Genomic DNA, 12,475 nt, shown 5'->3' with positions numbered 1-12,475 from the left:
ACTTACAAAAGTCAACAAGTCCAAACATCATCCAACAGGAGGATCCGTGAAGCTGCTCGTCACCGGCGGCGCCGGATACATAGGCAGCGCCGTGGCGGCGCAACTCGTCGAAGCGGGCCACGAGGTCACCGTGCTGGACGATCTGTCCACCGGCCACGCCGACGCGGTCCCGCCGGGCGCCCGGTTCGTCGAGGGGTCGATCACCGACGCCGCCGGGGTGCTCGACGGCGTGGAGGGCGTGCTGCACTTCGCGGCGAAGTCGCTGGTCGGCGAGTCCGTACAGCGGCCGGACCTGTACTGGGCGCACAACCTCGGCGGCACCCTCGCCCTGCTCGACGCCATGCGGAGCGCCGGGGTGGGCCGGATCGTCTTCTCCTCCACCGCCGCCACCTACGGCGAGCCGGAGCGCTCCCCGATCAGGGAGACCGACCCCACCCGGCCGACCAACCCCTACGGCGCGTCCAAGCTCGCGGTCGACACCGCGCTGAGCGCGTTCGCCGGGATGTACGGGCTGGCCGCGGTGAGCCTGCGCTACTTCAACGTGGGCGGCGCGTACACCGACCGGGACGGCCGCGTCTACCGCGAGCGTCACACCGTGGAGACCCACCTGATCCCTAACGTCCTCGCCGTCGCGCTCGGCGGGCGCGAGCCGGTCAGCGTGTTCGGCACGGACTACCCGACCCCCGACGGCACATGCGTGCGCGACTACATCCACCTGGCCGACCTGGCCGGCGCCCACCTGCTGGCGCTGGACGCCTGCACCCCGGGCGAGCACCGGATCTACAACCTGGGCAGCGGGACCGGCTTCTCGGTGCAGGAGGTGCTCTCGGTCTGCCGCGAGGTGACCGGTCACGAGATCCCCTCGGTGGTACGCGAGCGCCGCGCCGGTGACCCGGCCGTGCTGGTGGCCTCGTCCGAGAAGATCCGGGACGAGCTGGGCTGGAAGCCCGAGCACCCCTCGGTCCGCGACGTCGTCGCCGACGCCTGGGCCGCCCTGACCGGCCGGGACTAGAGCCGGAAACGGGCCGTGTTGTTGGCGGGACGGCGGTCGCCCACCCGTGCCGAGTGGACGGTCGCCTCCGCCCGCCCCCCGCGGTCGCGGGCCGCGAAGGCGAGCAGCAGGCTCGCCCTCCCGCCCGCGCCGAGCGCGCGCAGCAGGCAGCCGGTGCGGCCCGGGCGGGAGTCGCACCGCGCGCCGCGCGCCGCCAGCAGCCGTGCCCCGCCGGTGTCGAGGAGGATCCCGGCGTCGTGGACGCGCCGCGGCCCGCGGTTGCGCACCACCGCGGACATCACGACGAGGCGACCGGCCCGGACCCGGCGCGACATCGTGACCGCCAGGTCCGTCCCCTCCCCCACCTCGGTCAGCGTCCGCGTGGAGTTGTTCGTCTCGTCGTCGTCCACGACCCCGGAGGAGAGCGTGGCGCTCGCCTCCAGCGGGCCCCGCGCGCCGGGCCGCACCATCGCGTCGATCCTCACCCCGCCGGACGTCCCGGCCGGGACGTCGGCGGACGAGGCGCAGACCACCTCCCCGGCCGCGATGCCGGGCAGGCACTCGGCGACGTCGGCGCCCAGCACGTCCACCTCGTCCGGCATCCGGACGGTCAGCACGGGCAGCACCGCGTCACCGGGCCCGGCGTTGCCCACCTCGGCCCGGTAGCTCAGAAGGCGGCCCGGCTGGGCCCTGGCCGGGGAGACCAGCAGCCGCACCGACAGGTCGGCGCCACCCCAGCCGTCGCCCTCCGGTGAGGCGAGCGCCGCCCGGGGCAGCGCCGCGAGCACGAGACAGAGCACACCGGCGGCGACCCGCGCCGCGGCGTGCCCCCGGACCATCGATCCCCCGACCACAAGTGATCATTGAACGACGGGACGCGCCGCCCGGCGATGAGCGACACGCCGCCTTTCCCGCCGGGCCGGGCCCGCACCGGATCGGGCCCGTACCGGATCAGGCCGGGTCCGTACCCGGATCGGGCCGGTCGCGTCAGATCAGGCCGAGCTCGCGGACCGCGGAGCGCTCCTCCTCCAGCTCGGCCACGGTGGCGTCGATCCTCTCGCGGGAGAAGGCGTCGATCTCCAGCCCCTGGACGATCTCCCACCTGCCGCCGCGCGAGGCGACCGGGAAGGACGAGATCAGACCCTCGGGCACGCCGTACGAGCCGTCGGAGGGGATGGCGGCCGAGGTCCAGTCGGTGCCGTTGACCCAGTCGAAGACGTGGTCGATCGCGGCGTTGGCGGCCGAGGCGGCCGAGGACGCGCCCCGGGCCTCGATGATGGCCGCGCCGCGCTTGGCCACGGTGGGGATGAAGGTGTCGCGCAGCCAGGTCTCGTCGACCAGCTCGGCCGCGACCTTGCCGCCGACCTCGGCGTGGAAGAGGTCCGGGTACTGGGTGGCGGAGTGGTTGCCCCAGATGGTCATCTTCTTGATCTCGGTGACCGGGACCTGGAGCTTGGCGGCGAGCTGGGACAGCGCCCGGTTGTGGTCCAGGCGGGTCATCGCGGTGAAGCGCTCCGCCGGGACGTCGGGGGCGTTCTGCTGCGCGATGAGCGCGTTGGTGTTGGCCGGGTTGCCGACCACCAGCACGCGGACGTCGTCGGCGGCGTTGTCGTTGATCGCCTTGCCCTGCGGGCCGAAGATGCCGCCGTTGGCCTGGAGGAGGTCGCCGCGCTCCATGCCCTTGCTCCGGGGACGGGCCCCGACCAGCAGCGCCACGTTGACGCCGTTGAACGCCGTGTTCGGGTCGTCGGTGACCTCGATGCCGCGCAGCAGCGGGAACGCGCAGTCGTCGAGCTCCATCGCGGTGCCCTCGGCGGCCTTCACGGCCTGCGGGATCTCCAGCAGGCTCAGCGTGACCGGGACGTCGGCGCCCAGCAACTGGCCCGAGGCGATGCGGAAGAGCAACGCGTAGCCGATCTGACCGGCGGCACCGGTGACGGTGACCTTTACGGGAGTCTGGGCCATGACCTTCCCCCACTCGAAGGATGAACTGTGACGCTCGGATGTTACCCGTCCGTCGCCGACGGCCGTCCGGCGAGTACCCCGATCGGCCCCCGGGCCGGTGGGACGGGCCTCAGCCGCAGGCCGCCATGGCCGGGAGGTCGTTCTCCCGGCCGGGGAAGCCGACCCTGGAGAAGTGCCGGTCGAGCAGCCTGCGGACCGTGCCGTTCCGGTGGAGCTCGGCGATCGCCCCCCTGACGGCCTCGCAGGTGCGCTCGTCGCCCCGCTTGAGCGCCACCGCGTAGCGCTCGTCGGTGAGCTCCAGGCCCAGCAGCCGGTGCCGGACGCTCTCCCGGTCGCCGTAGCCGGCCAGCAGCAGGTCGTCGCCGGGGACCGCGTCGACCCGGCCGTCCCGCAGCATCTCCATGCACTCGGCGTAGGTCCGCGCGGGCAGGAGCTCCAGCCGTCCCACCGCCTTCTGCAGCACGGCGACCGAGGCGCTCGCCTCGGGCCGGCACATCCGGCTGCCCTCCAGGCCCTTCACGGTCCGGATGGGCGATTCGTCCTTGACCAGCACGTCGACGTGCGCGAGGTAGTAGGGCCCGGCGAAGGTCACGTCGTCGACCTCGTTGATCGGGTAGGTGGCCAGCACCATGTCGACGTCCCCGGCCGCCAGCAGCCTCGGCCGTTCGTCACGGGCGGTGCCCCGGAAGGTCACACCGCTCTTCGGCACCCCCAGGGCCTCGGCGATCTCCAGGGCCAGGTCGACCTCGAAGCCGCTCCACCTGTCGCCGTTCCGCAGCGCGACACCGGGCAGGTGGTCGCGCATGCCGACGACGAGCCTGCCGGTCTTGGCGGCCTTGTCCACCACGGAGGTGAACACCTCGCCGGATGGCTGCACGGGCGTGCCCCCGGAGGGGGACCGCGGCCACCAAACGACGGCGGCGGCGGCCGCCCCCGCGAGCAGCAGCAGGGCCAGCGCGGCGGCGATCCGGCGTTCCCACCGCGAGCGTCCGTGCCCGTCCGGCCCTCCGGTGCGCGCGGGCCCCTGCCAGCTCGGCGGCGACACCGGGGCGCCGTGGCCGGGGTGACCGGCGTACCCCGGGTGACCGCTGTACTCGGGACCGGCGTACTCGGGACCGGCGTACTCGGGACGGGCGTACTCGGGACGGGCGTACTCGGGACGGGCGTACTCGGGACCGGCGTACTCAGGACGGGCGTACTCGGGACGGGCGTACTCGGGACCGGTGTGCTCGGGACCGGTGTGCTCGGGGTGGCCGGTCCACTCTGCGGGGTCGGGGAGCGGCGTGGTGTCCCGCAGGGGGGAGGAGAACCCCTGGGCGGCGGGAGCGCGCCGGGTGTCCCGGCCGGGCCGTGCCTCCGGGGCCGGGCCGTACCGGTCCTCCCTGCCGGGACGCCCGGCTCGACCGGGCCCGTCGAACCCCCCGGGCATACCGGGCGTGCCAGGCCGGCCGGGTCCGTCGAACGCGCCGTGCCGGTCGGACCCGCCCGACCGGTCGGGCCGGTCGGGCCGGTCGGGCCGGTCGTCGTGGGGACGCTCGGCCCGGAAGCCGGTGGACGGCGGCGGCCCGCCCGCGCCTCTCTCCGTGCCTGTCTCCGCGCCTTTCTGAGCTCCCGCACCCGGCCGGGGCATCGTCCCGGAGCCGGGAAGGCGGAGCTGGCTGGTGGCGTCGCCGTCGTCCAGGTCCGCGGCGAGGCGCGCGGCGGGGTCCGTGCCGGGACCGGTCCCCGGGCCGCGCCGGTCACCGGCCCGGGGCTCGTCGGGGGCGGCGACCTCGGCCCCCTGGGTGAGGATCGCCGGGGAGGCGCTCCCCGCGTCGGGGTGGCCGAGCAGCCGGAGCAGGAGGCGGTCGGCGGAGGGCCTGCCCGCGGGGGACTTGGCCAGCGCCGCCCCGACCACGCCGCGGAGCGGCTCCGGCAGCACGCCGAGGTCGGGCTCGTGGTTGAGGATGCGGTTGAGCACCACGGCGATCGACCCCCCTTCGAAGACCGTCTCGCCGGTCGCGGCGAACGCGATGGTCGCGCCCCAGGCGAAGACGTCGGTGTGCGGCCCGACGTCGGCTCCGGCGATCTGCTCGGGCGCCATGTACGCGGGGGTGCCGATGGCCCGGCTGGTGATCGTGCCGGTGGAGTCGAGGATGCGGGCGATGCCGAAGTCGACCACCCGCGGGCCGTCGGCGGCGATGAGCACGTTGTCCGGCTTGAAGTCCCGGTGCACGATCGAGGCGTGGTGGATCGCGGTCAGCGCGGTGGCGGTGCCGATCGCCAGCCTCTGCAGCGGGGCTCCCCGCAGGGGGCCGTCGCTCTCCACGACCTCCCGCAGCGACCTGCCCTCGATGTACTCGCTGGCGATGTAGGGGGTGTCGCCCTCCAGGTCGGCGGCGAGCACCCCGGCCGTGCAGAACGAGGCGACCCGCTGGGCGGCCCGCGCCTCCCGGGCGAACCGCGACCGGGCGACGGCGTCGCCGGAGAACTTCACGTGCAGCAACTTGATCGCCGCCCGCTCCCCGGCGGCGTCGACCCCGAGGTAGACGATGCCCTGCCCGCCCTCGCCGATGCGCCCGAGGACGCGGAACGGCCCGAGCCGGTCCGGCTCCCCCGCTCCCAGTGGGGCGATCTGCGGCATCATCGTCCTTGGGGTCTCGTAATCTTCGACGTGGCAAACTTTACGGCGCCATGACCCGCCCACCCCCACCGTTACCCCGACGTGACCGCGCACCCCTTACCCCAGGGCTCGTTCCCCGTCCGTGCCACGGCCGGGATGACGGGCGAACACGACCCCCCGATTTCCGACAATTGCCCCAATTTTTCGTTAAAGCCGCTTAGATCGCTACCGTCGTACGTCCCTTAGGCAAGCCGGAGCAAAAACGTCCATGCGCCGATATATCGGTTATCGCGAGTTCGTGCAGCGCGATCAGCGTTCCCTCGTCGGCACCGCACTGCTCCTCACCGGTAGCCACGAGCAGGCCATCCGCCTGGTGCTGCGGTCCTTCCACACCGTGGCCCTCTCCTGGCCGCCACCGGTCTGGGAGAACCCCACCACGCACGCCCAAATCGCGCTCTACCGCCGGTTCCTGCAGCGGCCGAGCGCCGCCGGGGCCACGGCGCTGGTGCGGCTCCCGGCCCGGCAGCGGCTGCTGGTCGTGGCCTGCCTGCACGACGGCAGGACCCGGGCGGAGATGGCGGCCGTCCTCGGGGTGCCCGAGGAGACCGTGCGGACGGAGATCGCCGAAGCCGTCGAGACCCTCACCAAGGGCGACGAGAAGCGCCTGGTCGCGAGGATGGCCACGGCGGCCGGGGAGGCGTCCGTCCCCGACCTGAGCGCGCTGTGCGTGCGCACGCTCAAACGCCGCCGTGCCCGCGGGGTGCTCCTCACCGTGGCGGCGGCGCTCGTCCCGGTCGCCCTCATCGTCGCCTTCACGGTGCTCCAGCGGGGCGAGGTGCTGAACTCGGCGCTGAGCGGCCGCGGCGGCGTCGAGGCGATCGAGGGCCACGAGCCCGTACGGGCGATCGCCACCCCGACGCCCGCCCCCTCCCCGTCCGGCTCCCCGGCGGAGAACGGCGCCTCCCCCGGCGCCTCCCCCGGGACCACGCCCTCGAAGGCCGCGTCCCCGAAGGCCGTCCCGCCCGGCACGACCGCGTCCCCTGCCCCGTGGCGGGCTCCGCGGACCTCCTCGGTGATCCGGTACGCGGTGCCGGCCCGCTGTCCCGGCGAGGACGTCCCCGCGCGGGACGGTGACGTGGTCTGCGCGGGCTGGACGCTGCGGCTGGCCCCCGGGGCCTCCGCGAGCGCGGCCGCCGGGGACTGCGAGGGCGGCGGACCCTGCGAGTCGACGGTCAGCGTCCCCGACGCCGCCCAGCGCCTCGCGCACGGCGACGGGAAGCGTCCCCGGCTGGATCCGGCCATCAGCCGTGACGGGCGTCGCATCGCGTACCTCAGCGCCGCGGAGCGCCGCTACGTCGCCCACGACCTCAGCAGCGGCGTGAAGCGCTACCTGTCACCGGTCCTCGTGCCGGCCGACACCGAGAAGGGCACGCTGGTGAGCGTCTCCCCCGACGGCCGCCACTTCACCGTCGTGCTCGGCGGGCGGCGCTTGCGGACCGACTTCACGACCGGCGCCCTGACCCCCGTGCCCGCGACGCGGGAGCTTCCCGCGGACAGGGCCGCCCCATGGCTCGGCGAGCGGTACGGCACCTGGGCCGGCTCCCCGAACGGGAGGTACGCCGCGGCGGTGGGCGGCGGCAAGGCGGCGCACCGGGACGCGCGCGGCCCGCTCGGCCTGCACGTGATCGACACCGCGGCGCGGCGAGTCCTGCGGCGGCTCCCGCTCCCCGACGCGGGACGGCCCGCCGAGGGGGCCGTGGTGAGCTGGCTGAACGGCCGCGAGGTGGTCGTCAGGATGAGCGCCGCGGACGGGGGCGAGCCCCTCGGCCTGTTCCGGGTGAACGCCGTCACCGGCCGCGCGCACCGGCTGGCCGGCCTTCCGGCCGACGCCGCCCTCGTCCTGGGGGCCGCGAAGGCCCTGTGACCGGCGAGCCGGTGCGCGCGGCCCCGTCACGGGAGAGCGGCAAGTCACGGGAACGCGGGAAGGGACCGCCGTCGGGCGGCCCCTTCCCGGGACGTCAGGGCGTGGTCAGCCCATCTTCTTCTTGAGGTTCTCGTCCAGCGCCGCCAGGAAGTCCTGGGTGGTCAGCCACTGGGCGTCGCCGCCGACCAGCAGGGCGAGGTCCTTGGTCATCTGGCCGCCCTCGACGGTCTCGACGCAGACCTGCTCCAGCTTGTCGGCGAAGTCGGACACCGCGGGGGTGTTGTCGAGCTTGCCGCGGTGCTGCAGGCCCCGGGTCCACGCGAAGATCGAGGCGATCGGGTTCGTGGAGGTGGGGTTGCCCTTCTGGTGCTCGCGGTAGTGGCGGGTCACCGTGCCGTGGGCGGCCTCGGCCTCGACGGTCCGGCCGTCGGGGGTGAGCAGCACCGAGGTCATCAGGCCGAGCGAGCCGAAGCCCTGGGCGACCGTGTCGGACTGGACGTCGCCGTCGTAGTTCTTGGCGGCCCAGACGTAGCCGCCCTCCCACTTGAGCGCCGCGGCGACCATGTCGTCGATCAGGCGGTGCTCGTAGGTGATCCCGGCGGCGTCGAAGTCGGCCTTGAACTCCGACTCGAAGACCTCGGCGAAGATGTCCTTGAAGCGGCCGTCGTAGGCCTTCAGGATCGTGTTCTTCGTGGAGAGGTAGACCGGGTAACCGCGTGAGAGGCCGTAGCGCATGGAGGCGCGGGCGAAGTCGCGGATCGAGTCGTCCAGGTTGTACATGGCCATCGCGATGCCGGGGCCGGGGAAGTCGTAGACGTCCAGCTCGACCGGCGCGGAGCCGTCCTTGGGGGTGTAGGTGAGGGTCAGGCTGCCCTCGCCGGGGACCTTCAGGTCGGTGGCGCGGTACTGGTCGCCGAACGCGTGACGGCCGATGATGATCGGCTTGGTCCAGCCGGGGACGAGCCTCGGCACGTTGGACATGATGATCGGCTCGCGGAAGATGACACCGCCGAGGATGTTACGGATGGTCCCGTTCGGGGACTTCCACATCTTCTTGAGGCCGAACTCCTCGACCCTGGCCTCGTCGGGAGTGATCGTGGCGCACTTGACGCCGACGCCGTACTGCTTGATGGCGTTGGCGGCGTCGATCGTCACCTGGTCGTCGGTGGCGTCGCGGTGCTCGATCCCGAGGTCGTAGTACTTCAGGTCGACGTCCAGGTAGGGAAGGATCAGCTGGTCCTTGATGAACTGCCAGATGATCCGGGTCATCTCGTCGCCGTCAAGCTCGACGACGGGGCCCTCTACCTTGATCTTGGGCATGCGTATGGTTCCCCTTCTGAACTAATTTGACCAGCACAGTCCTTTTTGAGGCTCACTGGCCGTTGAGGCTATCGGACGGGGTCGATCACCTCGCGGCGCACCCGGTCATCCGACCTATCGCATCGGCATGAGGTCCTTGAACTCCAGGATGATCCCGGCCACCATCAGCACGACGCCGAGGCCGCCCAGCGTGACGACGTCGGTGGCCTTGCGGCGGACGGCGAGCCGCCCGCCCCCGGCCAGCCGGGCGAGCGCCCCCAGGGTCATGACGGCGCCCATGGCGATCCCGCCCCAGTAGGGCAGGCCCAGCACCAGGGCGAGGACGAGCGCGACGAGCGCTCCGCCCAGCACCAGGGGGTACGCCCCCCAGCGTTCCTCGTTCACCTCGGCCGCTCGCGCGTTCACCGGTCCATCACCCGCTCCCGCCCCTGATCCCGGCTCATCGCTCGGAGATCGGCTTCCACTTCTGGTCCCGCTCGCCGATGTACTCGCTGTCCGGCCGGATCAGCCGGTTGTCGGCGTGCTGCTCGATGACGTGCGCGGTCCATCCTGACATGCGGCTGACCGAGAAGACGGGAGTGAACAGGTCCGTCGGGATGCCCAGGTAGTGGTAGACGGTCGCCGCGTAGAAGTCGACGTTCGGGTAGAGGCCCTTGGTCTCGAAGACCACCTCCTCCATCTCCTTGGACATCCGGTAGTAGGTGTCGTCGCCGGACGCCTCGCCGAGCTCCTTCGACATCTTGCGCAGGTGCGTGGCGCGCGGGTCCTCGGTCTTGTAGACGCGGTGCCCGAAGCCCATGATCTTCTCACCGGCGGCGAGCCGCTCGCGCACGTTCGCCGCGACGCCGCCCGGGTCCATCGACTCCAGACCGCGCATGACCTGCTCGTTGGCCCCGCCGTGCAGCGGGCCCTTGAGGGTGCCGATGGCGGCCACGACGGCCGAGTGCATGTCCGACAGGGTCGCGGCGCAGACCCGGGCGGCGAAGGTGGAGGCGTTCATCGTGTGGTCGGCGTGCAGGACCAGGCAGGCGTCGAAGATCTCGACCTCGCGCTCACCGGGGGTACGGCCGGTGATCTGCAGCAGGAAGTTCGCCGCCACGCTCAGCTCGGGGTCGGGATCGGCGACGGCGGCCCCGGTCCTGGCCGCGTGGTAGCGGGCCACCAGGATCGGCTGCTGCGCGGTCAGCCGGGCCGCCTTGCGCAGGTTCGCCTCGGGCTCGTTGGAGTTCTTGTCCGGATCGTCGCCCCCGGCCAGCGAGACCAGCGTGCGCAGCGCCTCCATCGGGGCCTGCTTCTCGGCGATCTCCGCGATGTTGGCCTCGGCCAGGGTGCCGAGCGTACGCCCCCGGACCAGCTCCTGCCCGTAGGCGGCCAGCTGCTCCGCGGTGGGGAGCGTGCCGTACTGCAGCAGGTGCGCGGTCTCCTCGAAGCTCGTACGGCCGGCCAGATCGTGGATGTCGTATCCGCGATAGAAGAGGCGACCGGCCTGACCGTCGATGTCGCTGAGCGCTGTTGACGCGGCTACGACATCGGCGAGACCTTTGGTGGGCTTGTCCGCCATGAGTGTTTCCTCCGCTTATCTGTGAGCGAAGTCTACCCGTGAGCAGGGGAAACCCTCCCAAGTGGTACAGGCCAATTTCACCGGGGATTCTCCTTCTGGCAAAGGCGATTCCCCATCACCTCGTTTGGGTAAGCCGGAGCTGTAGGAATAGTTACGGCGGGCTACCTGGGGAGGAACTGCCGTGGAGGGGCCGTTCATACGCATCGAGGACACAGGCGAGGTGGTCCCGTTGCGCCCCGAGATCACGACGATCGGACGTGGCCGGGGAGTGGACATCCGGCTCACCGATCCGAGTGTTTCCCGGCTGCACGCGGAATTCGTCCGGCGCGGACCCTACCTTTACGTCGTTGATCTGGGCCTGTCCCGCAACGGCACGCGGGTCAACGGCCGGCCGATCGCCCGCAGGGTGCTGGACGACGGTGACGTGGTGTCCTTCGGCGCGGCACGAGGCAGGATCGGCGGGGTCCCGCGTGAGGACTTCGCCCCGGAGGTCGAGCTCCGCCGCGCCGCGGCACCGGAGCTGACCAGGCGGGAGGTGGACGTCCTGACGTCGCTCTGCCGTCCGGCGCTCTCGGACGAGGCGTTCGTGGCACCGGCCACGGCGCGGGAGATCGCCGACGACCTGGTGGTGACGGAGGCGGCCGTCAAGCAGCACCTTCTGCGCCTCTACCAGAAGTTCCGGATCCCGGAGGGGACCAACCGGCGCACCAGGCTGGCGAACGAGGTCGTCGCCCTGGGGCTGGTCAGGCCCACCCCGGTGGTGCCCCCGCAACGGGCCTCCGGCGCGGCGGAGCCACAGACGGCGAGCAGCGGCGCCAACCGCAGGGCCTCGTAACCGGCCCCGCCCGCGGGACGGTTCGCCCGCGGGCCCGGATCCACCCGTCACCCGGCCGAGCCCCTGACCCGGCCGGGAACCTGCGGCCCGCGAGCCCACGGCGAGCGCGGTCCGCGAGCCGGCCCGACCGGACTCACGACCCGGCCGGACACGGGTCGGCCGGACACGGACCGCCGATCCCATCGGCCGCGTCCGCCCGGGACGGCTCCGCCCGGTGGTCAGCCCTGCGCGCGGACGCGCCTCTCGGCGGCCTCGACCACGTTGGTGAGCAGCATGGCCCGGGTCATCGGGCCCACGCCTCCGGGGTTGGGGGTCAGGAAGCCCGCGACGTCCCCGACACCGGGCGCGACGTCACCGGCGATCTTCCCGTCGACCCGGGAGACGCCGACGTCGAGCACCGCGGCCCCGGGCTTCACCATGTCCGGGGTGATCAGGTGCGGCACCCCCGCTGCGGCGACGACGATGTCGGCGCGCCGGGTGTGGGCCGCCAGGTCCCGCGTCCCGGTGTGGCAGAGGGTGACCGTGGCGTTCTCCGAACGGCGGGTCAGCAGCAGGCCCAGCGAGCGGCCCACCGTGATCCCCCGGCCGACCACGACGACCTCGGCCCCCTTGATCGGCACCCCGTACTCCTGCAGCAGCGCCACGATCCCGTACGGCGTGCAGGGCAGCGGCGCGTCGACCATGTGGACCAGGCGGCCCAGGTTGACCGGGTGGAGGCCGTCGGCGTCCTTGGCCGGGTCCATCCGCTCGATCAGCGCCTGGGTGTCGAGGTGACGGGGCAGCGGGAGCTGGACGATGTAGCCGGTGCACTCGTCCGAGGCGTCGAGCTCGTCGACGACCGCCTCGACCTCTGCCTGGCCGGCGTCCTCGGGCAGGTCCCTGCGGATGGAGGAGATGCCCACCTCGGCACAGTCGCGGTGCTTGCCCGCCACGTAGATCTGGCTGCCCGGGTCGGCCCCCACCAGCACGGTTCCCAGCCCCGGGACGACGCCCCGCTCCGCCAGCGCGGCCACCCGCACCGCGAGGTCCGCCTTGATCTTCGCCGCCGTGGCCTTGCCGTCGAGAATCCGCGCGCTCATAGGGGCCACCCTCTCACGGGATCAGCCGCGCTCCGCTTCCCTGCGCTCGATGATCCTGCGGGTGAACGGGATGAGCTCCATGGCCCGTCCGCTGAGGTAGGCCGCGCCGAGCGCGATGACGATCATCATCAGGGGACTTCCCCAGAGGCCGTGCATGATCACGAAGGCGTACAGGGCGTGGTCGAGCAGCGGCATAGG

Annotated in this window: 11 protein-coding genes; 3 read left to right on the top strand and 8 right to left on the bottom strand. The window is 72.7% G+C overall.

The annotated features are described in order from the left end of the window. Nucleotides 1-46: 46 nt before the first annotated feature. The gene (gene galE, locus ACZ6RT_RS15740) at nucleotides 47-1,012 is read left to right on the top strand and encodes a UDP-glucose 4-epimerase GalE (RefSeq protein ID WP_344889697.1); all 966 of its coding nucleotides are present in this window, start codon (nucleotides 47-49) and stop codon (nucleotides 1,010-1,012) included. On the opposite strand, the gene ACZ6RT_RS15735 is transcribed toward galE, so the two are convergent. The 3 genes from ACZ6RT_RS15735 to ACZ6RT_RS15725 form a co-directional block, all read right to left on the bottom strand. Continuing rightward, complete coding sequence (locus tag ACZ6RT_RS15735) at nucleotides 1,009-1,845, bottom strand: hypothetical protein (RefSeq protein ID WP_470154125.1); 837 nt, start codon at nucleotides 1,843-1,845, stop codon at nucleotides 1,009-1,011. The genes galE and ACZ6RT_RS15735 overlap by 4 nt on opposite strands. A gap of 133 nt (nucleotides 1,846-1,978) precedes the next feature. Further along, on the bottom strand, nucleotides 1,979-2,956 hold the full coding sequence (locus ACZ6RT_RS15730; RefSeq protein WP_470154124.1) for a malate dehydrogenase: 978 nt from the start codon (nucleotides 2,954-2,956) through the stop codon (nucleotides 1,979-1,981). A gap of 109 nt (nucleotides 2,957-3,065) precedes the next feature. Further along, nucleotides 3,066-5,579 (bottom strand): serine/threonine-protein kinase, encoded by a 2,514-nt coding sequence (locus tag ACZ6RT_RS15725; RefSeq protein WP_470154122.1) that lies wholly within the window; start codon nucleotides 5,577-5,579, stop codon nucleotides 3,066-3,068. A gap of 277 nt (nucleotides 5,580-5,856) precedes the next feature. On the opposite strand from ACZ6RT_RS15725, the gene ACZ6RT_RS15720 reads away from it, so the two are divergent. Further along, a complete protein-coding gene (locus tag ACZ6RT_RS15720; RefSeq protein ID WP_470154120.1) occupies nucleotides 5,857-7,482 on the top strand; it encodes a sigma factor-like helix-turn-helix DNA-binding protein in 1,626 nt (541 codons plus the stop codon). A 105-nt stretch (nucleotides 7,483-7,587) separates the two neighbouring features. Here the strand turns inward: ACZ6RT_RS15720 and ACZ6RT_RS15715 are convergent, their stop codons facing one another. The 3 genes from ACZ6RT_RS15715 to ACZ6RT_RS15705 form a co-directional block, all read right to left on the bottom strand. Next, nucleotides 7,588-8,802, bottom strand: coding sequence for an NADP-dependent isocitrate dehydrogenase (locus ACZ6RT_RS15715; RefSeq protein WP_399185845.1), 1,215 nt, complete (start codon nucleotides 8,800-8,802; stop codon nucleotides 7,588-7,590). Between the two features lie 114 nt (nucleotides 8,803-8,916). Then, the gene (locus ACZ6RT_RS15710) at nucleotides 8,917-9,207 is read right to left on the bottom strand and encodes a hypothetical protein (RefSeq protein WP_470154117.1); all 291 of its coding nucleotides are present in this window, start codon (nucleotides 9,205-9,207) and stop codon (nucleotides 8,917-8,919) included. A 34-nt stretch (nucleotides 9,208-9,241) separates the two neighbouring features. Beyond that, nucleotides 9,242-10,363 carry a citrate/2-methylcitrate synthase gene (locus ACZ6RT_RS15705; RefSeq protein ID WP_470154116.1) on the bottom strand — a complete coding sequence of 374 codons (1,122 nt, stop codon included), beginning with the start codon at nucleotides 10,361-10,363 and terminating at the stop codon, nucleotides 9,242-9,244. 181 nt (nucleotides 10,364-10,544) lie between these two features. Here ACZ6RT_RS15705 and ACZ6RT_RS15700 point away from each other — a divergent pair, with 181 nt between their 5' ends. Further along, on the top strand, nucleotides 10,545-11,198 hold the full coding sequence (locus tag ACZ6RT_RS15700; RefSeq protein WP_344889718.1) for an FHA domain-containing protein: 654 nt from the start codon (nucleotides 10,545-10,547) through the stop codon (nucleotides 11,196-11,198). A 218-nt stretch (nucleotides 11,199-11,416) separates the two neighbouring features. On the opposite strand, the gene ACZ6RT_RS15695 is transcribed toward ACZ6RT_RS15700, so the two are convergent. Continuing rightward, on the bottom strand, nucleotides 11,417-12,277 hold the full coding sequence (locus tag ACZ6RT_RS15695; protein ID WP_399185842.1) for a bifunctional methylenetetrahydrofolate dehydrogenase/methenyltetrahydrofolate cyclohydrolase: 861 nt from the start codon (nucleotides 12,275-12,277) through the stop codon (nucleotides 11,417-11,419). Between the two features lie 21 nt (nucleotides 12,278-12,298). Continuing rightward, nucleotides 12,299-12,472, bottom strand: coding sequence for a hypothetical protein (locus ACZ6RT_RS15690; RefSeq protein ID WP_399185841.1), 174 nt, complete (start codon nucleotides 12,470-12,472; stop codon nucleotides 12,299-12,301). Nucleotides 12,473-12,475: the final 3 nt, after the last annotated feature.

The organism is Streptosporangium sp. NPDC050148, assembly GCF_055586505.1.
Note: the sequence above shows the minus strand (reverse complement) of the source record. Positions and strands in the feature narration are given on the sequence as shown.